The 20,956-nt window shown below is 71.5% G+C and carries 22 protein-coding genes; 13 read left to right on the top strand and 9 right to left on the bottom strand.

What is annotated here, in order from left to right:
- Positions 1-61: 61 nt before the first annotated feature.
- The 5 genes from sigE to ACQPYK_RS42680 all read left to right on the top strand — a co-directional run bounded on the left by sigE (position 62) and on the right by ACQPYK_RS42680 (position 4,386).
- Positions 62-694, top strand: a complete 633-nt coding sequence (gene sigE, locus ACQPYK_RS42700; protein WP_433245034.1) for an RNA polymerase sigma factor SigE — start codon at positions 62-64, stop codon at positions 692-694.
- A 52-nt stretch (positions 695-746) separates the two neighbouring features.
- A complete protein-coding gene (locus ACQPYK_RS42695) occupies positions 747-1,274 on the top strand; it encodes an anti-sigma factor family protein (protein ID WP_433245031.1) in 528 nt (175 codons plus the stop codon).
- Positions 1,271-2,293 carry a sigma-E factor regulatory protein RseB domain-containing protein gene (locus ACQPYK_RS42690; protein WP_433245028.1) on the top strand — a complete coding sequence of 341 codons (1,023 nt, stop codon included), beginning with the start codon at positions 1,271-1,273 and terminating at the stop codon, positions 2,291-2,293. The genes ACQPYK_RS42695 and ACQPYK_RS42690 overlap by 4 nt, the downstream gene beginning before the upstream one ends.
- Before the next feature lie 95 nt (positions 2,294-2,388).
- Positions 2,389-3,909, top strand: coding sequence for a S1C family serine protease (locus tag ACQPYK_RS42685; RefSeq protein ID WP_433245025.1), 1,521 nt, complete (start codon positions 2,389-2,391; stop codon positions 3,907-3,909).
- A 105-nt stretch (positions 3,910-4,014) separates the two neighbouring features.
- Positions 4,015-4,386, top strand: a complete 372-nt coding sequence (locus tag ACQPYK_RS42680; RefSeq protein ID WP_433245022.1) for a sec-independent translocase — start codon at positions 4,015-4,017, stop codon at positions 4,384-4,386.
- Between the two features lie 91 nt (positions 4,387-4,477).
- Here ACQPYK_RS42680 and ACQPYK_RS42675 read toward each other — a convergent pair whose 3' ends face one another.
- The gene (locus ACQPYK_RS42675) at positions 4,478-5,620 is read right to left on the bottom strand and encodes an Mrp/NBP35 family ATP-binding protein (RefSeq protein WP_433245019.1); all 1,143 of its coding nucleotides are present in this window, start codon (positions 5,618-5,620) and stop codon (positions 4,478-4,480) included.
- 266 nt (positions 5,621-5,886) lie between these two features.
- On the opposite strand from ACQPYK_RS42675, the gene ACQPYK_RS42670 reads away from it, so the two are divergent.
- Positions 5,887-6,348 (top strand): MarR family winged helix-turn-helix transcriptional regulator, encoded by a 462-nt coding sequence (locus ACQPYK_RS42670; RefSeq protein ID WP_433245016.1) that lies wholly within the window; start codon positions 5,887-5,889, stop codon positions 6,346-6,348.
- Here the strand turns inward: ACQPYK_RS42670 and ACQPYK_RS42665 are convergent.
- Both ACQPYK_RS42665 and ACQPYK_RS42660 read right to left on the bottom strand, forming a co-directional pair.
- Complete coding sequence (locus ACQPYK_RS42665; RefSeq protein WP_433245013.1) at positions 6,345-6,845, bottom strand: DUF1003 domain-containing protein; 501 nt, start codon at positions 6,843-6,845, stop codon at positions 6,345-6,347. The genes ACQPYK_RS42670 and ACQPYK_RS42665 overlap by 4 nt on opposite strands.
- Positions 6,842-8,080 carry a magnesium transporter MgtE N-terminal domain-containing protein gene (locus ACQPYK_RS42660; protein WP_433245010.1) on the bottom strand — a complete coding sequence of 413 codons (1,239 nt, stop codon included), beginning with the start codon at positions 8,078-8,080 and terminating at the stop codon, positions 6,842-6,844. Before ACQPYK_RS42660 ends, ACQPYK_RS42665 begins: the two co-directional genes overlap by 4 nt.
- 130 nt (positions 8,081-8,210) lie before the next feature.
- On the opposite strand from ACQPYK_RS42660, the gene ACQPYK_RS42655 reads away from it, so the two are divergent.
- Positions 8,211-9,155: an EamA family transporter gene (locus tag ACQPYK_RS42655; protein WP_433245007.1), complete on the top strand. Its 945-nt coding sequence runs from the start codon at positions 8,211-8,213 to the stop codon at positions 9,153-9,155.
- Here the strand turns inward: ACQPYK_RS42655 and ACQPYK_RS42650 are convergent.
- Together ACQPYK_RS42650 and ACQPYK_RS42645 are read right to left on the bottom strand one after the other, a co-directional pair.
- Positions 9,130-9,495: a hypothetical protein gene (locus ACQPYK_RS42650; protein ID WP_433245004.1), complete on the bottom strand. Its 366-nt coding sequence runs from the start codon at positions 9,493-9,495 to the stop codon at positions 9,130-9,132. The two genes, ACQPYK_RS42655 and ACQPYK_RS42650, sit on opposite strands and share 26 nt — an antisense overlap.
- A gap of 63 nt (positions 9,496-9,558) precedes the next feature.
- Positions 9,559-10,134, bottom strand: a complete 576-nt coding sequence (locus tag ACQPYK_RS42645) for a biotin transporter BioY (protein ID WP_433245001.1) — start codon at positions 10,132-10,134, stop codon at positions 9,559-9,561.
- 160 nt (positions 10,135-10,294) lie between these two features.
- Here ACQPYK_RS42645 and ACQPYK_RS42640 point away from each other — a divergent pair, with 160 nt between their 5' ends.
- Positions 10,295-11,236, top strand: a complete 942-nt coding sequence (locus tag ACQPYK_RS42640; protein ID WP_433244998.1) for an HpcH/HpaI aldolase/citrate lyase family protein — start codon at positions 10,295-10,297, stop codon at positions 11,234-11,236.
- Positions 11,237-11,330: 94 nt separating this feature from the next.
- Here ACQPYK_RS42640 and ACQPYK_RS42635 read toward each other — a convergent pair whose 3' ends face one another.
- A complete protein-coding gene (locus ACQPYK_RS42635; RefSeq protein ID WP_433244995.1) occupies positions 11,331-11,891 on the bottom strand; it encodes a DUF6529 family protein in 561 nt (186 codons plus the stop codon).
- On the bottom strand, positions 11,891-12,562 hold the full coding sequence (locus ACQPYK_RS42630) for a hypothetical protein (protein WP_433244992.1): 672 nt from the start codon (positions 12,560-12,562) through the stop codon (positions 11,891-11,893). Before ACQPYK_RS42630 ends, ACQPYK_RS42635 begins: the two co-directional genes overlap by 1 nt.
- 412 nt (positions 12,563-12,974) lie before the next feature.
- Between ACQPYK_RS42630 and ACQPYK_RS42625 the strand changes: the two genes are divergently transcribed.
- The gene (locus ACQPYK_RS42625) at positions 12,975-16,196 is read left to right on the top strand and encodes a hypothetical protein (protein ID WP_433244989.1); all 3,222 of its coding nucleotides are present in this window, start codon (positions 12,975-12,977) and stop codon (positions 16,194-16,196) included.
- Here ACQPYK_RS42625 and ACQPYK_RS42620 read toward each other — a convergent pair.
- Positions 16,159-16,563, bottom strand: a complete 405-nt coding sequence (locus ACQPYK_RS42620; RefSeq protein ID WP_433244986.1) for an NUDIX hydrolase — start codon at positions 16,561-16,563, stop codon at positions 16,159-16,161. The genes ACQPYK_RS42625 and ACQPYK_RS42620 overlap by 38 nt on opposite strands.
- 89 nt (positions 16,564-16,652) lie before the next feature.
- Here ACQPYK_RS42620 and ACQPYK_RS42615 point away from each other — a divergent pair, with 89 nt between their 5' ends.
- The 4 genes from ACQPYK_RS42615 to ACQPYK_RS42600 all read left to right on the top strand — a co-directional run bounded on the left by ACQPYK_RS42615 (position 16,653) and on the right by ACQPYK_RS42600 (position 19,719).
- The gene (locus tag ACQPYK_RS42615) at positions 16,653-17,297 is read left to right on the top strand and encodes a DUF6758 family protein (protein WP_433244983.1); all 645 of its coding nucleotides are present in this window, start codon (positions 16,653-16,655) and stop codon (positions 17,295-17,297) included.
- A 45-nt stretch (positions 17,298-17,342) separates the two neighbouring features.
- Positions 17,343-17,954: a MarC family protein gene (locus ACQPYK_RS42610; protein WP_433244981.1), complete on the top strand. Its 612-nt coding sequence runs from the start codon at positions 17,343-17,345 to the stop codon at positions 17,952-17,954.
- 130 nt (positions 17,955-18,084) lie between these two features.
- Positions 18,085-18,801, top strand: coding sequence for an MBL fold metallo-hydrolase (locus tag ACQPYK_RS42605; RefSeq protein WP_433244978.1), 717 nt, complete (start codon positions 18,085-18,087; stop codon positions 18,799-18,801).
- A gap of 6 nt (positions 18,802-18,807) precedes the next feature.
- Positions 18,808-19,719, top strand: coding sequence for a RecB family exonuclease (locus ACQPYK_RS42600; protein WP_433244975.1), 912 nt, complete (start codon positions 18,808-18,810; stop codon positions 19,717-19,719).
- Between the two features lie 211 nt (positions 19,720-19,930).
- Here ACQPYK_RS42600 and ACQPYK_RS42595 read toward each other — a convergent pair whose 3' ends face one another.
- A complete protein-coding gene (locus ACQPYK_RS42595; protein ID WP_433244972.1) occupies positions 19,931-20,848 on the bottom strand; it encodes an oxygenase MpaB family protein in 918 nt (305 codons plus the stop codon).
- Positions 20,849-20,956: the final 108 nt, after the last annotated feature.

The following is a 20,956-nucleotide window of genomic DNA, read 5'->3' as shown; positions in this document are numbered from 1 at the left end:
TAAGCGGCCTTTGCCGGTCCTGAAGGTAGTGAGTACGCACGAAGGGACGAAACCAGGCACTATGGCGATAGCGGTGGTCCCGGAGAGAGGAGTGCTGGTGGAGGAGCCCGACCACCAGTCAGATGCTCCCATGCCTGACTGGACGCCTCCCACTTGGGAGGAGGTGGTCAGGAACCACTCGGCGCGCGTTTACCGGCTGGCCTATCGGCTGACCGGCAACGTGCACGACGCCGAGGACCTCACGCAGGAGGTCTTCGTCCGGGTGTTCCGGTCCCTGTCGAACTACACACCGGGCACGTTCGAGGGCTGGCTGCACCGCATCACCACCAACCTGTTCCTCGACATGGCGCGGCGCAAGCAGCGCATCAGGTTCGAGGGGCTCGCCGACGACGCCGCCGAGCGGCTGCGCGGACGCGAGCCGTCTCCCGCCCAGGTGTACGACGACACCCATCTGGAGCCGGACATTCAGGCCGCACTCGACGCGCTCGCGCCGGAGTTCCGCGCGGCCGTCGTTCTGTGTGACATCGAGGGGTTGTCCTACGAGGAGATCGCCGCCACGCTGGGCGTGAAGCTCGGCACGGTTCGCAGCCGCATCCACCGCGGCCGGGCGCAGTTGCGCGAGGCACTGGAGCACCGCGCGCCGCGCGGCGACCAATCCCCCCCGACCATCACCCGCGGGGAGGAGTTCGCATGAGAAACCACAGTCATGACGAATGTCACGACGAGCCGCTTGGCAAGGAGTGGGCATGAGTCATCTTGGAGAGCGTGTTTCCGCACTGGTCGACGGTGAGCTGAACCATCACGAGCGCGACCGTGCCCTGTCGCACCTGACCTTCTGCGCCTCCTGCCGGGCCGAGGTCGACGCCATGCGGGCGCTGAAGAGCCGGTTGCGATCGCTGGACGGGCCCGCGATGCCCGCCGACCTGACCATGTCGTTGCTGCGGATGGCCGAGCCCGGCGGCCCGTTACCGCCGCGTGAGCGGCCTTTCCCGACCTCGCGGACGTTCGGCGGTGCGCCGATCCCGAGCATGCACAGCGTCGCGCCGCCGGACAACCGGCCCCGCGGTCGCGCCGGCGGCCCCCGCCGGGCCCGGCGGGCGGGTTACGTCGCGGTGGGCGTCGCCTCCGCGGCCGTGGCGATCGGCACGCTGTTCGTCGCGGGCGGGTCCGACCCCGGCCCGCGCGTACCGCCGGTCGACATGTTCGCCAACCAGCACAGGCACACCGCGCCTTACGGAGGGCCGGCGACGCCGACCTTCTCGCCCACTCCGTGATCCGGCTGCCCGCCACCCTTCTCCTCACGGTCGTCATGCTGCTGGGGCTGGTGGCGGGCAGTCCGGCGCACGCCACGCCGCCGGACGAGTCCGACAGCTCCGAGAGCGAGGACACCGGCCTGCACCTGCTGCGCGAGGCGGCGATCGCGGGCCGTATCCGCGAATACTCCGGCACCCAATACGTCACCGCCTGGGGCCGGTCGCGTTCGGTCTCGTCGGTGCTGGAGGTCCGCAACGTCCCCGGCGAGGGGCTGACCGTGCACGCCCAGCCGTCGGGCCAGGTCCAGAAAGTGGACCTCGGCACGCCCGCCGGCGGCATGACCAGTCCTTCCGAGACCATGCTCGAGGTGCTGGCCCGCAACTACCGGGTCGTGACCGCCGGCGAGGGGCGTGTCTGCGGCCGGCCGGCCCGCCTGGTTCAGGCCGTGCGCGCGGACGGCACGGTCGCCGCCCGTTACTGGCTCGACGTGGTCGGCGGGCTGATGCTGCGCCGCGAGCTTCTCGACGATCACGGCAGGGTCGTCCACGCGGGGGCCTTCGTCGACCTGACCGTCGGACCGACTCGCAGGGCCACCGCTCCGGTGCCGGCCGTCGGCGGGTTCGACCTCGCCGAGTTGTCCGCCCTGCCCGCCCGGGGCTGGCGTTTCCCGGAGACGCTGCCCGGCAGGCTTGAGCTGTTCGCCGCGCACGACGCGTCTCCTGGATACTTGTACCTGGGATATTCAGATGGCTTGTCGATCGTGTCCGTTTTCATCCAGCCGGGGATGCTCGATGAGGAACGGCTCGACGGCTGGCATGCTCAACAGCGCAACGGGCATACGATCTGGATCCGGGACTCAGCCGAGCAGGAGGCGATCTGGGCGAGTGGAGGTCATGTCTACACCGTCTTCGCGGACGCTCCGGCCGACGTGGTCGACGTCGCGGTCGCGGCTCTGCCGCACGAGCCCGTGCCAGGCCTGTGGACGCGGCTCGGCCGAGGCGCGAGCCGTCTGCTGTCCTGGGTCAATCCCTTCGGCTAAGGCGCGCTTTACATCTCTCGTATCCCGTTCGGGGGAAGATTGCCGGGGTACCCCCGTGAGCGGCCTCGTACGAGGCAAGGAGTGGTGAACATTCGATGACCGACGAGACCCGTACCCACGAGGCGCACGGTGCTGAGGGGCGTACGCCGTCGGATTTCACCGACGACGGAGGCCAGGCCCCCGAGTTCTCTCGTCCGGACTTCCTGCCCGCCGACGAGGCGGCGTCCTCGCATGACGGCCGACCCCGTGACGACGGCTGGAGCCAGCTCGGTGAGCCGCCGGGTCAGGGGCGTTGGGGTCAGGCCGGGCAGCAGGGCGGCATCGGGCAGTCCGGCGAGAGCGGCTGGGGCGATCCCTCGGGCAGGGCGCGGCAGGACACGGCGGTCTTCGCCGCGCCGGCCGGTCCGCCTCCTCCGCCCTCCCAGGCCTTCGGCATGGGTCCCGGCTGGGCGCCGCCCCCCGGAGCCTTCGGGAGTGTCGTGGCCGCCCCCCGGCGCGGGCCGCGCACCGGCACGCTGGTCGCCCTCGCCGTGGTGATCGCGCTGCTGGCCTCGACGCTGGGGAGTGTCGGCACCTACCTGCTCACCCGTCCTTCCGTCTCGGGCCGCGACCCCTCCTTCTCCCTGGGGAAGGCGCCGAGCGGCACCAACTCCCGGCCCCCGGACTCGATCGCGGGGGTGGCCGCCAAGGTCCTGCCCAGCGTGGTCTCACTCGCCGTCGACGGCGGCACCAGCGCGAGCACCGGCTCGGGCTTCCTGATCAAGGGAGGCTACGTGGTGACCAACAACCACGTGGTCGCCGCCGCCGCGCCGGGCGGTGAGATCCAGATCCAGTTCAACAACCGCAAGTCCACCGCCGCCCGGATCGTCGGCCGTGACCCCGAGTCCGACCTCGCGGTGGTCAAGCCCGACGAGACCTTCGGCGCTCCGGAGATCAGCCTCGGCAACTCCGACAACGTGGTGGTGGGCGACCCGGTCGTCGCCATCGGCTCCCCGCTCGGCCTCGTCGGCACGGTCACCTCGGGCATCGTCAGCTCGCTCAACCGTCCCGTCCAGGCGGGTGAGGAGAACAGCTCCGACACCACCTGGCTCAGCGCCATCCAGACCGACGCCGCCATCAACCCCGGCAACTCCGGCGGCCCGCTGGTCAACGCCAACGGCGAGGTCATCGGGGTCAACTCGGCGATCGCCACGCTCGGCAGGTCGGCCGGCGGACAGAGCGGCAGCATCGGCCTCGGCTTCGCCATCCCGGTCAACCACGCGCGCCGGATCGCCGAGGAACTGGTCACCACCGGCGTCGCCAAGAAGTCGCGGATCGGCATCACCATCGACCAGAGCTACCAGGGCGCCGGTGTCCGCATCGACAGCGAGGTCAAGCAGGGCACCCGTCCGATCGAGCCGAACGGCCCCGCCGACAAGGCGGGTCTCAAGCCCGGCGACATCATCCTGGAGGTCAACGGCACGGTGGTGCAGGACAGCACCGAACTGATCGCGCTGATCCGGAACAAGGCTCCCGGCGAGAAGCTGGTCCTCAAGTTCCAGCGTGGCGGCCAGGAGAAGACGGCCACCGTGATCGTCGGCGCCGCCGCGGTCCAGCCCACGCCTCAGCCTTCTTGACCAGCGATGTACGGGTGCATGCTAGGGGTTGAGGGCATTAGTCTGGAAGCTCTCCGGGTGTATACCCGGGGAGTCGCCCTAGCGTTGTCCCGGTAGGAGATCACCGTGTTCGGACTCGGCTGGCCTGAGATCGTGGCGCTGGTGGTCATCGCCCTTCTCGTCTTCGGCCCGGAGAAGCTGCCCCAGGCGGCGGCTCAGGCGGGCAAGACGCTGCGCAACCTCCGCCAGCTGGCCAACACCGCCAAGAGCGACCTGCAGGCCGGGCTGGGTCCCGAGTTCGCCAACTTCGACCCGGCCGACCTCAACCCGAAGAACTTCGTCCGCAAGCACCTCACCGGTGACCTGGAGGACGACTGGAACCGCCCGGCGGCCGCTGCGGCGGTCGCCGCCCCGGTCCACGTCGACTCCTACGCCGCCGAGGCGGCCGGTGAGCTCGGATACGGCGAGATCCCGCCGTACGACTCCGAGGCGACCTGATTCCAGCCCGACACGGCGACAGGCGCCCTCCTCGAAGGAGAGCGCCTGTCGCCCGTCGCACGGGCTCCCGCATCTGGCGGCTTTTGCGCCCCTAGCGGCCCCTGGTGGGGGAGATGCCCAGCTGCATGCCCTTGAGGCTGCCGGACTTCTTGCTCAGACCGGCGGCGATGCGGCTCAGCTCGGCGGCGGCCGGGGCGTCGGGGTCGGTCAGCACCAGCGGCTTGCCCTCGTCGCCGCCCTCGCGCAGCCGCGTGTCGATCGGCACCTGGCCGAGGAGCGGCACGCGGGCGCCCAGAGTGCGGGTGAGCGCGTCGGCCACGGTCTGGCCGCCGCCCTCGCCGAAGACGGAGATCCGCTCGTCGCAGTGCGGGCAGGGCAGCCAGGACATGTTCTCGATGACGCCGGCGATCTGCTGGTGGGTCTGTATGGCGATCGACCCGGCCCGCTCGGCCACCTCGGCGGCGGCCTGCTGCGGGGTGGTCACCACGAGGATCTCGGCCGAGGGCATCCGCTGGGCCACCGAGATCGCGATGTCGCCGGTGCCCGGGGGCAGGTCCATCAGCAGGACGTCGAGGTCGCCCCAGTAGACGTCGGCGAGGAACTGGTGCAGCGCCCGGTCCAGCATCGGGCCACGCCACACGACCGGGGTGTTGCCCTCGGGCTTGAACATGCCCACCGAGATGACCTTGATGTCATGCGCCACCGGCGGCATGATCATGTCCTCGACCTTGGTGGGTCGCTCGGAGACGCCGAGCATGCGGGGAATGCTGTGGCCGTAGATGTCGGCGTCCACGACGCCGACCTTGAGGCCGTTGGCGGCCATCGAGGCGGCCAGGTTGACGGTGACGGAGGACTTGCCGACGCCGCCCTTGCCCGACGCGACCGCGAAGACGCGGGTCAGCGAGCCGGCCTGGGCGAAGGGGATCTCCTTCTCGGGGCCCTTGTTGCCGCGCAGCTTGGTCTGCAGCGCCTTGCGCTGCTCGGTGCTCATCACGTCCATCTCGACCTGGACGCCGGTCACTCCGTCGATCCTGGAGACCGCGGCGGTGACGTCACGGGTGATGGTGTCCTTCATGGGGCAGCCCGACACGGTGAGGAAGATCCCGACGCGCACCGTCCCGTCAGGGGAGATGTCGACGCTCTTGACCATGTCGATTTCGGTGATCGGCCGACGGATCTCAGGGTCGTTGACGGTCGCGAGAGCGGCCATCACCAGTTCCGGGGTAGGTGCCATCGAAATGTCGGCAACAGACCGTCACCCTGAGGCGACGGGAGGATGCCGTCCCTCCTTGTCTATTGTTGTCCGGGCGTTGTGCGGGCGGTCCTGTCCGTCGCGACGCCCATGTGGCTTGGCGAGAAGCCGCTCCGGGAGGGAGCGGAGGAGTCACGGACCCATGGTAAGAACCCAGGGATCCCGCGAGGAATTCCGGATCCGGCGGTGACCGCCAGATTCGGACAATTCGCTGTGTAGATGCGCGTGCAACGTTCTAAGGTTACTGCGTGACCCTGACAGCAGGCGAGTCAAGTGAGACCCTCGACTCCGAGGAGCTGGCGGTCTGGCGCATGCTCCAGCGGGCCCAGGTGCGCATCACCCGGATGCTGGAGGCCGATCTGCTGGTCGAGCACGACCTGGCGCTGGCCTCCTACGACGTGTTGACGCAGTTGTCGGAGTCCCCGGACCGGCGGCTGCGGATGAACGACCTGGCCGAGCGGGTGCTTCTTTCGCGCAGCGGCCTGACCCGGCTCATCGATCGCCTCCAGCGCGACGGGCTGGTCGAGCGCGAAGCCTGTCCCAGCGACGCGCGGGGCCTGTTCGCGGTGCTCACCGACGACGGCGCCGTACGGCTGGCCGAGGCGACCCCCACCTACCTGCGCGGCATCCGCGCCCAGTTCCTGGACGTGCTCGACACCGACGAGCTGCGTCAGTGCGCGGCGATGCTGAACAAGCTCTTCTTCGCCTAACGTGCCTCACCGGAGCGGGACGCGGCCGACGGCTCGTACGGCTCCTGGAGCTCCTCCTGCAGGCGCTGCAGCTCCGAGCGGATGTAGTCGCGGGTGGCCACCTCGCCGAGCGCGATGCGCAGGGCCGCGATCTCCCGAGTCAGGTATTCGACGTCGGCCTGGTTCCGCTCGGCCGCTCCGCGGTCGAGCTCACTCTGGACTCGATCCCGGTCGGCCTGCCGGTTCTGGGCGAGCAGGATCAACGGCGCGGCGTAGGACGCCTGGAGCGAGAGCATCAGCGTGAGGAAGATGAACGGGTAGGGGTCGAAGCGCCAGCCCTCCGGGGCGAAGGCGTTCCACAGGACCCAGGCCGCCACGAAGACGGTCATGTAGACGAGGAACCTGGCGGTGCCGAGGAAACGGGCGATCTGCTCCGACAGCCGCCCGAAGGCCTCCGGGTCGTAGTGCGGGCGCAGGCGCAGGCCCTGCTGTCTGGGCTGGTCGAGCCGTTCGGTCATGACCGGCTCCCCTCCACGTCATTCCGCTCGCGCCAGTCCTCGGGCAGCAGGTGGTCGAGCACGTCGTCCACGGTGACGGCACCGACCAGGCGGCCGGCCTCGTCCACCACGGGGACCGCCATCAGATTGTAGGTGGCCAGGTAGGAGGTCACCTGGTTCAGGCTGAACTCCGGCCGGATCGGGTCGATGGAGGTGTCCATGACGCCGCCGAGCAGGGCGGAAGGGGGCTCGCGCAGCAGCCGCTGGAAGTGGGCGAGGCCGAGATACCGGCCGGTGGGCGTCTCGATGGGCTGCCGGGCCACGTAGACCTGCGCGGCCACCGTCGGGGTGACGTCCGGTTGGCGGATATGGGCCAGAGCCTCGGCGACGGTGGCGTTCGGGGGGAGCACCACGGGTTCGCTCGTCATGATGCCGCCCGCGGTGTCCTCCGGGTAGACCAGCAGCCGCCGCACCGACGCCGCCTCCTCCGGCTCCATCAGCGCCATCAGCGCCTCGGCCTGCTCGGCGGGGAGGTCCTGCAGCAGGTCGGCCGCGTCGTCGGGGTTCATCTCCTCCAGTACGTCGGCGGCCCGGCCCGGCGAGAGCCGGCTCATGATGCCGATCTGGTCGCGTTCGGGAAGTTCTTCGAGCACGTCGGCGAGCCGTACGTCGTCGAGTGCCGCGGCCACCTCGGCACGCCGCTTGTCCGGCAGTTCGTGCAGGGCGCTGGCGAGGTCGGCCGCGCGCATCGTCTCGAAGGCGACCAGCAGGTTGGCCGCGCCCTGGTCCTTCTGCACCGCGCCGAAGCCCTTGACCTCGGACCAGTCAACGATCTTCGTCGGGCCGCGCCGCCGCAGTCCCAGGCGTGGGCCGCTCTTGATCACCGCAACCTTGGTGATCAGCCACTCGGCGCGACCGGTCTCCTCCATCGCCAGATCCAGGACCGTCATCCGCTCACCCCCGGCCTCCACCTCCAGGTCGAGCATCTCGCCGATGGCCAGGTTCTCCGTCGCCCGCTGCTCGAACCGGCGCACGTTGATCTGGCCGCTGAAGACGACCGACCCGGCTTCGATGCCCCGCACCCGGGTGATGGGCAGGAAGACCCGCCGCCGGGGCTGGACCTCGACGACCAGTCCGTGCACGCGCGGTGGCGCGGAGCCGGCGATGGAGACCACCACGTCTCGCACCCGGCCGACCTGGTCGCCGGCCGGGTCGAAGACCGGGGTTCCGGCGAGCCGTGCGATGAAGATCTTCACATTTGAAGCGTAGGTCGCGTTTCGGAGTCACCGGTTCAAGGCGCGCTCACATTTCGGACGCCCCTTGCTGGGATCTATCCAGGCATGACAGCATCAAAATATATAAACGGTAGTTACAGGGTGGTGTCTTATGAGGCGTGCCGGTCTGCTGATCGCGATCGCGTCGTCCTGGTGTTTCGCCTTCTCCGGGCCGACGGCGAAATATCTGGGCGTGGCCGGCCTGGCCCCGTTGGAGGCCGTCTGGGTGCGTATGGCGGGCGCCGGACTGCTGCTCGTCGGCGTCCTCGCGGTGGTCAGGCCCCGGGCGCTGCGCATCCCGCGCTCGCGGCTGCTGTTCTTCCTGGCCTACGCGGTGGTCGCGGTGGCCGGGGTGCAGGCGCTGTACTTCGCGGCGATCACCCGGCTGCCGGTGGGCGTGACCCTGCTGATCGAGTACACCTCGCCGGTGCTGGTCGTGCTCTGGGTGCGGTTCGTCCGCCGGGTACGGCTGCCGCGCGCCGCCTTCATCGGCGCCGTGGTCGCACTGATCGGCCTCGGCGTCGTGGTCGAGGTCTGGTCGGGCCTGGCGCTGGACCCGCTGGGCCTGCTGCTGGCCTTGGGCGCGGCGGTGTGCAGCGCCGGATACTTCCTGCTCAGCGACGGCTTCGGCGACGACGTCGACCCGCTCGGACTGATCGCCTGGGGGATGGCGGGCGCCGCCGTGGTGCTCGTTCCGGTCTCCCAGCCGTGGAACATCCCGTGGGCGGCGTTCGGCCGGACCGTGGCGCCCGAGGGCGGCCACGCGCTGCCGGTGCTGGCGGCGGTGATCTGGATGATCGTGATCGCCACGGTCGTCGCCTACATCCTCGGCGTCATAGCGGTCCGTCGCCTGTCGGCCGCCATCGGCTCGACGGTGGCCTCGCTGGAGGTCATCGCCGGAGCGGTGGTCGCCTGGGTCCTGGTGGGAGAGGCTCTCGGGCCCTTCCAGATCGCCGGCGGCCTCATCGTCCTGACCGGCGCCTACCTGGCCCAGCGGGCGACGGCCGACCTGCCGCCCGCCGTGGTGGAGGTCAGGGAGCCGGTTCGCGTGGCGTGAGCCGTACCACCTGCAAGCCGGCGGCCCAGCGGGCCGTCAGGCCCGCGCCGTCGACCGCGTTGAGCCGCTCCTTGGCGAGCGCGGCCACCGCCTCGGCGGACCGCGCCTGGTCCACCACCTCGACGTCGGCCTCGAAGGCGATCAGCCGGGCGCCGTTGTCCTTGCTCCGCAGCGTCACCTGGACCCGCCCGGACTCGGCGAGGCCGGGCAACGACTGCTCGCCGCCACCGGTGACCACGTAGATCGCCCCGTCGTGCCACGCGTGCCAGGCCAGCCGGGGCCGGTCCAGCGACAGCCACAGGACCCCCGACTTCTTGGCGCCCTCTTCGATCACACCCATGAGACGAATGTACGGCCTGCCCCTCCCGGAGCCGGGGCGGGCAGGCCGTAGGCACTCCTCCGGTCAGCGGCGGGAGAGCTTCCACGCCGCCGGGAGCAGACCGGCCGCGACGGCGATCTTGAGAGCGTCGCCGGCCAGGAACGGGATCACGCCCACGGCGAGCGCCGCGCCGAGGCCCAGTCCGGTGACGGCCATGAGGACCGGCAGTCCGAAGGCGTAGATCGTCAGGTTGCCGAGGACCATCGTGCCGACCGTGCGCGCGACGGTGCGGTCGCCGCCGCGCTCGGCGAGCTTGCCGACGAGGGCCGCGGCGGCGATGAAGCCGATGACGTAGCCGAAGGTGGCACCGCCGAAGCCGGAGGCGCCGCCGGCGAACCACGGCACGCCCGCGACGCCGAGGAGGATGTAGAGCGCCATGCTCAGCACCGCCCGGTTCATCCCGAGCGCCGCGCCGACCAGCACGACCGCGAACGTCTGACCGCTCACCGGCACCGGTGAGCCGGGCATCGGGAAGCTGAGCTGCGCGGCCAGGCCCGTCAGGGCGGCGCCGCCGAGCACGAGCGCGATGTCGCGGACGCGGGAGGCGGGGATGAGGTCGGACAGTACGGCGGGCCGGGCCACCGAAGAAGCGTTTGCCATGGTGAATGTCTCCCTTACCAGTGCGTAAAGCCTATTGTTCGGACATATCGGACAGGAGGCGTACGAGATCAGTGCCAACAACGGGCCCCGCTCTTTGTATGAGGGCCATAGATCGGCCCGCTCTGTCGCGGGAGACGAGACGGCCGCTAGCGTGTTGCCCATGCGCTCGCGACGTTCGTGCCTGGCGGTGCCCGGCAGCAACCCCCGCTTCCTGGAGAAGGCCCAGGGCCTGCCCGCCGACGAGGTCTTCCTCGACCTCGAGGACTCCGTCGCCCCGCTGGCCAAGGAGGGGGCGCGCAAGAACATCGTGGCGGCCCTGCGCGAGGGCGACTGGTCGGGCAAGACGAGGGTCGTGCGGGTCAACGACCTGGGCACGCAGTGGACCTACCGGGACGTCATCGAGGTCGTGGAGGGTGCGGGGGAGTTCCTCGACTGCCTGATGCTGCCCAAAGTGGAGGACCCGACCCAGGTGGTCTGGCTCGACACGCTGCTCACCCAGATCGAGAAGGCCAACGGCCTGGAGATCGGCCGGATCGGCATCGAGGCCCAGATCGAGAACGCCCGGGGCCTGGTCAACGTCGACGCCATCGGTGGCTCGTCCGCGCGCCTGGAGACGCTGGTCTTCGGCCCCGCCGACTTCATGGCCTCGATCAACATGCGGACCCTGGTGGTCGGTGAGCAGCCTCCCGGCTACACAGAGGGTGACGCCTACCACTACATCCTGATGCGCATCCTGATGGCCGCCCGTACGCACGACCTGCAGGCCATCGACGGCCCGTACCTGGCGATCAAGGATCTGGACGGCTACCGCCGGGTGGCCGGACGGGCCGCGGCGCTCGGCTTCGACGGCAAGTGGGTGCTCCACCCGAGCCAGGTCGAGGCGGCCAACGAGGTGTTCTCACCCTCCCAGGAGGACTATGACCGCGCCGAGCTGATCCTCGACGCGTACGAGTACTACACGACGGTCGAAAAGCGCGGCGCGGTCATGCTCGGTGACGAGATGATCGACGAGGCGTCCAGGAAGATGGCGCTGGTGGTGGCGGCCAAGGGCAGGGCCGCGGGACTCGGCCGCACCGGCGCCTTCACCCCGCCCGCGGCGTGATCCGAACCGTCACCCGGGGCGTGTCCCGGCCGTCGCCAGCGGCGTGATCCGGGATGTGTCCCGGCCGTCGCCCGGGGCGTGTCCCGGCCCCCGTCTACAGCGTGATCCCGATCGCGGTGAAGAACCACAGCGCCGAGGTCAGCCAGAGCCCGGTCAGGGCGGTGAAGGCCAGGCCGCCGAGCACCGGGAGGGTCCAGCCGGGCAGTCCCCGCCGGGGCAGCGCCAGCATCTTCGCGGCGAACACGCCGTAGAAGAAGCAGCCCAGCAGCGAGTGGACCATCACCCGGGGTGTGTCGTACTGGGCGCCCAGCGCGTACAGGCAGTGGAAGGCCACCGGGATCGTCAGCAGGAACGCCACCCGGCCCGACCAGCGGTGCAGGGTGGCGATCCACGGCGCCCGCAGCCTGATCCGGCCCCACATCACCAGGGCGGAGAAGAGCTGGACCAGTCCCAGCAGGAACGCGCCCGTGGTGAGCCATGACTTCATGGCCAGCGGCCCGGAGAACCCGGCCGGGCCGATCGCGTAGCCGGTGGGGACGTGGGCGCGACCGTACACGCCCAGCCCGACCGCGATCAGGGCGCCGACGGCGAGCGGCAGCAGCAGCGGGGCGAGGCCGCGTCCGTGCGGGATCCGCGAGGCCTGTGTGTCACTCATCAGAACTCTCCAATGAACTCGTCGACGTCCTCGGGCTCGATCTGCCGGCCGTTGACGATCGCGTTCTCACCCGGCTCCGGGATCGCCACGTCGGCGGGCTCGCCGTCGACGAGGGTCAGCCCGACCCGGCTGCCGTCGTCCAGGTAGATCCAGCCGGCGCGCACCTTCGCGCCGCGGACGACCGCGCTCGCGCGATAGAGCCCGGAGGGCTTCTTGACGGTGGGTGCGCCGAAGTCCCATCGGTCGCCGCCGAACTCCAGCCTCCCGGCGGCCTTGCCGCCGCCGAGCCGCGCGACCAGGGACGCGTTGCCGGGCCCGGACAGGGCTAGCCGGCCGTCGGCCGCCCTGCCCTTGAGCCAGGCCTCGACCCTGCCGTCGCAGAAATAGGCGATCGCCTTGCCGTCGCGAACGGAGATGGCGATCAGGCCGCCGTTGCCCTTGACCCGTCCGGCGTAGTCGGCCTTCACGGGAGTGGGCCTGGTGGTCGCGGCGGTCTCGGAGGCGGCCGGCGCCGCCGAGGCGGTCGGTGGTGCCGGGGTGGCCGCCGCGACGGGCGTCTCCCGCGCGGCCACGTTCCCCGTGGCCGGCATGGTGGTGACGCTGAGCGCGCCGAGTACGACGGTCGTCGCCGCTCCGGCCGCCAGTGTGTGGACGGGCCCCAGCCGTTTCATCGTCTGCTCCCCGGGGTGGTGGTTTCCTTCCGTCAGGTGTACGCCTCCCTGGAGCGGGCGTCTGTGAACTAATCCGCACTGGGGCCGGTTCTGTCCGCGAGCGGAGCGGGCCTTCCCGGCTACGAGTCTCGGAATTATGGGGCAAACGGTGATAATTCCGGTGCTGCACAGATAAATCTGACTAGAGAGGTCTCGTCATCGCGGCTTCGACGTGTTGCTCTGGATTGTGTACGGCCGAGCCCCGGCCATCCGGCCGACGGGAGGTGATCGTTTCGATGGAACGGGGTAGGAGTAAGGTCGCGTGCGATCCGCCGTCCCCATAGGGGTTGCGGCAGGGCGTCACGGAGACGGCTGGAACGGCCCGGGGTGGTGGCCCCGGACGGAAACGGGCTTCCTACAGGAGGTGCTGAGCGTGGCCTCGGGCCCCCACGACCCGCGCTCGCGAGAGTGGCCGGCGGAAGACGACGACGTCCGAGGCGAGGCCGCACCCGCGACCGGACCTCACGAGCCCCAGGATTCCCCTCCGACGATCCAGCACTTTCCGCCCGGTCCCGCCGACGACAGCACCCGAGGTCTCCCGCTGGCCTCCCCCTGGATGCTCCCTCCGTTCGCCGCGCCCACCCCGGACGACAGCGAGCCCCTTCAGGCCCGTCCCGAGGGCCTGGGCGGCGAACGCCGCCGCGCCCACACCCAGCCCTACGCCTCCTCCGGCCGTTCTCCCGCCGGCCCGCCATCCGACCCGCCCGGTGCCGGCGATCCGCCCGGCCATGCGCCCGGTGCCGGCTACCCGCCCCCGGGAAGGCGGACCTCCGAACCGGAGGGGGAGAGCGCCCGGCCCGAGCCGCCGTCGCGCCGGCGGATGGCGGACCGCCCGGACCTGCTGGTCGCCTCCGGGCCGCGGCGTGAGTCCCGCGTCGAGGACGGGGACGACCACCCCGGCCCCCCGGCCGGCTCCGAGCCGCCCCGCGAGCCCCGGAACGTGCGCCCGGACCTGTTGGTCGCCTCCTCGGCCGGCTCCGAGCCACCTCGCGAGCCCCGGAACGTACGCCCGGACCTGCTGGTCGCCTCCGGGCCACGGCGCGATCCGGAAGACGGGATCCGGCCCGGGCCCCGCGCTCATGCGACATCGGAACCGGACCCCGAGCCCGCCGTACCGGCGCAGGACGACTTCGAGCCGGTACGCCGCGTCGGACGCCCTCCCGGGGGCCGCCCGGCCCGGCCGGACCTGCTGGTCGCGCAGGGCCCGTCCGGCACGCGAGGCCCGAACGGCGGGCGGCACCACCGCGCGGCCCCCGCGCCCTCCGCCATGCGCCGCTCCAGCCCGACCCGGCGCAGGCGCGGCCGTGGCCTGGTGATCCCCTTCCTGATGGTGCTGGTCCTGACCGTCGCGGTCGGCGGCGGCCTGGTGCTGTGGGAGTGGGTGAGCGGACCGTTCACCGGCGGCCTGCGGCTGGTCGGCGACGAGGTGCGCTCCGGGGACGCGAACTTCGTGCCGCCGTCCAACGCCGGCGGTGACGGATCGAGCCAGGTGCTCAACGCCGTGGCCTCGGCGGGCTCGATGACGGTCGCCGTGGGCAGCGACACCACCAGCCCCGTCCCCCGGCCGCTGTTCCTGGTCTCTCCGGACGGCGGCGGAACCTGGCGGCTGGGCAAGGTGACCGGACCGGTGAACCACGAGGCGGGGCCGACCACGGTGGGCCTGGTGACGGGCGGTGACGGCCGCTGGGTGGCCGCGGGCAACGACCCCCTCGGCGCCGGACGCGGCCTGTGGACCAGCGCCGACGGCTACAGCTGGAGCGCGGTGGACCCCGGCGGCCTGAACGCGTTCTCGGCCGGAGACAAGATCGCGGACCTGGCCAGGACCTCGTCGGGCTTCGTCGCGGTCGGAACGACCGTGCTCCCGGACGGCACCACCGGGGCCGTCGCCTGGGTCTCACCGGACGGGTGGGGCTGGGAGCGGGTGAGCACCGGCAAGGCCGGCCTGCCGGACGGGGTCCGCAGCCTCAGGGCGGTCGTCGCCAAGGGCGACACCGCGGTGGCGCTGGGCGATCCGGCGCAGGGCGGGTCCACCCCGGTGGTCCTGCGCTCGGCCGACGGCGGCAGGAGCTGGCTGCGGTCCGGCGCGGCGCCGGCCGGTGTCGTCCCCGAATCGGGCGCGTTGGCGGTGGCCGCCGGCGGGTTCGTGCTCGTCCCGACCCAGCAACGCAGCGACAAGGGCGAGGTCGCCGTCTACTGCTCGCCTCAGGGCGCCGACTGGTCCCGGTGCGGCACGATCGGCGGCCTGGCCCCCGACGGCTCGGGTGTCAGACGCCTGGCCTCCTCCCCGTCCGGGGTGGCCGCGATCGTCGAATCGAGCTTCGAGCGCTACGCCGTCTACACCAGCCGGGACGGCCATGACTGGAGCATGACCACCGACCTGGGTCAGGTGCCCGGATCGCTGCGCGCGCTGGCCGTCTCCGACAACGGCACGCTCGTCGTCGGCGGCGACGAGCGCGCCGCCGACGTGGACAACCGCCTGGTCCTCATCACCGCGCCCAAGGGAGGCCAGGCACGGCCGGTTCCCCTGGGCGGGATCGACGGACTCACCAGAGCCGCCCGTGAGACGGCCCGGGTGGCCGCGGCGGGCGGCGGGTTCGTCGCCGTGGGCGCCGCGTCCGGCGACGCGGGCATCTGGACCAGCACGGACGGGGAGAGCTGGAAGCCCGGTGGTCCTGCGCAGATCCTCGGCGGTCCGCGGCGACAGGCGCTCAGCGATGTCGCGCGGAGCAAGCAGGGCTGGCTGGCCGTGGGCAGCGCCATGACCGACGCCTCCTCCACCGGGCCGCTGCTCGTCACCTCCGACGACGGCAGGAACTGGCGCAGGGTGCCCGTTCTGGGCCCCCTCGCCCCGGCCGCCGAACACGACTTCCTCGCCCCCCACGCGGTCGCCGCCGGCCCGTCCGGCTACGTCCTGGCCGGTGAGGACCGCGGCCCGGCCGGTACCGTCCCGGTCCTGTGGTTCTCCCCCGACCTCAAGCGCTACACCAGGGCGGGGAAGCTGCCCGCCGGTGGCGGCGGGGTGCGGCTGCACGACGTCTCGGTGACCTCGTCCGGGTACGTGGCCGTCGGCGGCGTCGGCGATGCGGGACACGAGGCCGGCGTGGTCTGGGTCTCGGCCGACGGGGTCACCTGGACCGCGCGCAAGCCCGTCCTGCCTGCGGGCGCGACGTCGGCGGGACTGCGGCACGTGGTCCTGTACGGCGGGCGCATCGTCGCCACCGGTGCCGCCCAGACCGGAGACGGGCTCCGGGCCTTCGGAGCGGTGTCCGCCGACAACGGCTCGACCTGGGAGTTCTCCTGGCTCCCGGCTGACGGGGCGGCCGCCGTACAGGATCTGGCCGCGACCACGGAGGGTGTGGTGGCGGTCGGCTGGCAGGGGATTCCCGGGGAGGGCGACAGCGTGGCGTGGACCTCCGAGGACGGGCTGAACTGGCAGCGCCACGCCCCCGTCCAGAGCAGCCTGGGCGGCGACGGCGCCCAGTGGCTGGGCGCGGTCGCGGTCTCCGGCGGCCAGGTGGTGGCCCTGGGCAGGTCCACCACCTACAACGCCGACCACCTCACGCTGTGGCGTTCGACCCTGACCGCGGCTCGATGACCGCCCACGCGACGAGGGCGTCCAGCAGGCCGGGGGAGAGCGGGAGCCGTACGACCTCGTCGGCGGCGAACCACCGCGCGTCCGCGGCGTCGTCTCCGGCACAGAGCGTGCCGCCGGAGACGACGGCCAGGTAGTCGCGGATCGCGTAGACGACGCCGCCCGGCCCGGGACGCTCGACGGCTCCGGCCAGGAGACCCGGCACGATCGTCAGGCCGGTCTCCTCCAGCACCTCGCGGGCCACCGCGTCGGCGTCCGACTCGCCTGGCTCGACTCGGCCGCCGGGGATCGACCACATGCCCTCACCGGGCGGTTGACCGCGACGTATAAGGAGCATTCGCCCAGAGCGGTCACGGATGATCGCTCCCACACAATTTACGCGCACATTGATAAGATTACGGTCGGATAACGCGGTGTGCCCTTGACGAACCGGGCACTGACAAAGCACCGTGGGTAGGCGTGAGAGCCGCGCCTACCTGCCCGCGCTGTTTCGGCCCGCTCCGTCCGCCGAGCGCTTGGTCAAGCGCCTGGCGATGTGGCCCGCACGGCGACGTCCTGCCACTGCAGCCACCGAGGCGGCCCTCCGCCGCCGCTGCGGAGGCCGTCAGCCACAGCGCCCTCGTGCCCGTCTGGCTGCCGTGGCCCCTGCCGCAGGGCTGGCTGGTCACCGGCTTCGCCGAGGCGGGAGACGAGCGCAGCGGCGTCAGGGCCACCGTGGTCGCCCTCAGCGGCCCCTCACTGATCCACGGGCCGGCCGACCTGCTGATCGTCGCAGAGGAGCCCGGGGTGGGCCTGGGTGCCGGGTTCGCCGGGCTGGAGGGCACCGACCCGGGCGCCGGGTTCGACGAGGGGCCGCCGCACGCCAAGGTCGAGGTCAAGGGACACCCGGCCGCGCTGTGGTGCGTGGAGTCCGCCGCCCCCGACCGGGCGGTCTATGCCGGAGAGGCGCTGGGCAACTGGCTGTGGGCGGTCGTCTGGCCCGCCGAGGCGGGCTACATGCTGACCCTGGCCGAGCTCTCCCTGCGTGACCTGCGCGACCAGGACCAGACTCTCGACCTGCCCCTCGGCGCGTTCTCGCCGCGCCTGGGCGGCGAGGACATCTGATCAGGCATCCACCGCTCCCCTCACGACCGTTCAGGGGAGTGCACGTTGGACGTCCAGTTCTTCGTCGAGGCGTTCGTCACCATGTTCGTCATCATGGACCCGCCCGGCATCATCCCCCTCTTCCTGGCCTACACCCGCGGCCGCACGGCGCAGGAGCGTAAACGCATCGCCTGGCAGGCGCCCATCGTCGCGTTCTGCCTCGTCGTGGTCTTCGCGGTCTTCGGCCAGGCGATCCTGGGATACCTGCACGTCGAGGTGGCGGCCATGCAGATCGCCGGTGGCCTGCTGCTCCTGCTGGTGGCGCTGCAGCTGCTCACCGGAGAGACCGAGCCGCCCCCCGGCACGATGAAGTCCAACGTGAACGTCGCCCTCGTCCCGCTCGGCACCCCGCTGCTGGCCGGTCCGGGAGCCATCGTCGCGACGATCGTCTTCGCCCAGCAGGCCGGCCAGAAGGAGGGCGGCATCCTGGCGCTGGCCCTGGCCATCGCGGCCGTGCACCTCCTGCTGTGGGTGTTCATGCGCTTCTCGGTGACCATCATCCGGGTCATAAAGGAGAACGGCGTCGAGCTCGTCACCCGCATCGCGGGCCTGCTGCTGTCCGCCCTCGCCGTGCAGCTCATCATCACCGCGATCCGCACGCTTCTCGGAGCCGGATAGCGAGATGGGCCACTAATGACCTGAAACAACCAATAAAGAGCGAATAAATGGGCGAATAGGGCTAACCGCGAGCCCATCCGTTACTCGCGTCCGAGCCGCGGGGCGGAGCGAGGCAGTAAAGTTCGGAAGCGTGACAGCGCGTATCGAACGAGTGGTGACCGAGGGCGTCGTCGACGTCGACGGCGCCGAGCACAAGGTCGAGAACAACACCTGGATCCTCGGTGACGACGAGGAGGTCATCGTCATCGATCCCGCGCGCGACGCGGAGAAGATCCTGGAGAAGGTCGGCGAGCGGGAGGTGCTGGCCGTCATCTGCACTCATGGCCTGCCCGACCACGTGAGCGCGGCCATCGAGGTGGCGGCGCGGGACGAGGCCGAGATCGCCCTCCATCCCAAGGACCGGCCGCTGTGGCGGCTGACCTGGCCGGACACCTGGCCGGACATCGACATGGAGGACGAGGGCGTGTTCGGCGTCGCCGACGTCCGGCTGGAGGTCATGAGCACCCCCGGCATCTCCCAGGGCGGCGTCTCGCTGTACTGCGAGGACCTCGACGTGGTCTTCACCGGCAAGACGCTGCAGGCCGACGGGCCCGGCAAGGTCGGCGGGGAGTATCCGGCGCTGGCCGACCAGCTCACCGCGATCGGCGGCCGGTTGTTCACCCTGCCGCACCGCACCCGCGTGCTGCCGGCGCACGGTGAGGAGAGCACCATCGGCGACCTGGAGCCGCAGTTCGACGCCTGGCTGTCCGGCTCGCTGACCCGCGGTGCCGTGACCGAGGAGAACCAGGGCCCGCTGAGCGACGGGACACGTGCGGCCGGAATCCACCTGAAGCTCCTCGACGAGTAGTCCTCCATGGACCAGCTCCCTCTTGAGGGCATGCCGCGGCGGCTGTACTCCTGCACGCCGTCGCGGCTGAACACCTGGCTGGAATGCCCCCGGCGCCACCGGTTCACCTATCTGGACCGGCCCTCGCCCCAGAAGGGGCCGCCCTGGGCGCACAACAGCGTGGGGGTCAGCGTGCACAACGCCCTGGCCGGATGGTGGCGCGAGCCGTACGAACGGCGGACGCCGGTGACGGCGGCCGTCCTGGTCGGCAGCGGATGGATCAACGAGGGGTTCCGCGACGCCGAGCAGTCGGCGGCCTGGCGGAGCCGGGCGAGCGAGATGACCGCCGGATACGTCGCGAGCCTCGACCCCGCGGACGATCCGGTCGGCGTCGAGCGGACCGTCGCCACCAGGACCTCCGTCATCGCCGTCTCCGGCCGCGTCGACCGGCTCGACCGGCGCGGCGAGGAGCTGGTCGTGGTCGACTACAAGACCGGCCGTCGTCCCCTGACCTCGGACGACACTCGATCGTCGCTCGCGCTGGCCCTCTACGCCATCGCTTCCTCGCGAATGATGCACCGCCCGTGCCACCGGGTCGAGCTCCACCACCTGCCGACCGGTTCGGTCGTCGAGTGGGAGCACACCGACGAGTCCCTGGCCCGCCATCTGAGCCGGGCCGAGGAGATAGCGGTCGAGGCCTCCGCGGCCGAAGACCGTTACCGGGCCTGGTCCGGTACGGCGCGTACCGGTGCGGTGCGTGCCGGTGCGGCACGTGCCGGGGGCGCCGACCGCACCCCGCCGAAGGTCCCCGAGGAGATCGACGCGCTCTTTCCGCCCAAGACCGGCCCGCTCTGCTCCTGGTGTGACTTCCGCAGGCACTGCCCGGAGGGCCAGGCGGCCTCGGGCGACCGCCAGCCCTGGGACGGCCTCGCCGACTGACGGCCCGTCACCCGGGCGGCCCTGCCACATGGGCGGTCCTGTCACCCGGGCGGCCCTGCCACATGGGCGGTCCTGTCATACGGGCGGTCCTGTTACACGGGCGGTTCTGCCACCCGGGTGGCCCCGTCACATGAGCGGCCCTGTCATACGGGCGGCCCGTCACACGCGGGGCCGGCGATCCCGGCGGACGGCGGGCGCCCGGCGAGGCCGCTCAGGCGGCGTCAGGGACCCGCTCCGGCCAGCGGCGGGGGTCGGTCAGGCCTTTGAGCCCTCTGCTGACGTCGTAGCCCACGGCGCCCAGGCGGGCCCGTGCCCCGGCGAGCATGTCGCGGGTGGCGGGCATGAACGCGCGGTCGTGGACGGGCTCGGGCACGGAGTTCATGCCCAGGCGGAAGGCCTTCAACGCCGCGCCCACGGTGCTCGGCGGCACGTCGGGCAGCACGCCGTACATCTGCCGCGCCCAGTCGGGCAGCGAGTAGTAGCACAGCGCGCCGAACGGGAAGTAGGCGGGCTTGCCGGGGGCGAGCGCGCGGAGTTCGGCGGGCAGGCGCGGCCACAGCAGGAAGCGCACCGTGGAGGCGGACTCCGGGGTCACCCTGAGCCGGGGGCGCATCAGGGCGAAGTAGTCTTCCATCTCCGCCATCGAGCCGGGCACGTCCTCGGCGTGCAGGCCCACGTAGGTGGCGCTGCGGCGCTGCTCGGCCAGGTAGCGGTCGGCCTGCCGGTCGGTGAGGCCGAGTCCCGCCCGCCGCGCCACCGACAGATAGGACGAGACCTCGGCGCAGTGCACCCACAGCAGCAGCTCGGGATCGTCCACCCGGTGCGTCCTGCCGGTGTCGGGGTCGTCGATGCGCAGCCGGCGGTGGATTCCCCGGACCCGCCGGCCGATCTCGTCGGCCTCCGCCGGACTGCCGAAGGTGACGCGGCCCACGAAGTCCGCGGTACGGCGCAGCCGCCCGAACGGATCGTCCTGGAAGTTGGAGTTCTGCCAGACCCCGCGCATCGCGAGCGGGTGCAGGGCCTGGAGCATGAGGCCCCGGACCCCGCCGACCCACATGGAGCGGTCGATGTGCACCAGCCACGTCACGGTGTGCGGGGGCTGGACGACGATGTCTTCGATGCTCGCCATAGTAAGTAGATAATTACATGGCATTCGACGGGGCGTCCAACAGGGGTGGCTCGAAGGAGGAAAACACAGGTGGACCGGGTGAGAAGAGCGGACCGGGCCGCAAGTGTG

Origin of the sequence: Streptosporangium sp. CA-135522, from assembly GCF_050949235.1 — a bacterium.
Taxonomy (GTDB): domain Bacteria; phylum Actinomycetota; class Actinomycetes; order Streptosporangiales; family Streptosporangiaceae; genus Streptosporangium.
The sequence above is the reverse complement of the archived record's forward strand: the minus strand, read 5'-3'. Positions and strand labels throughout refer to the sequence as shown.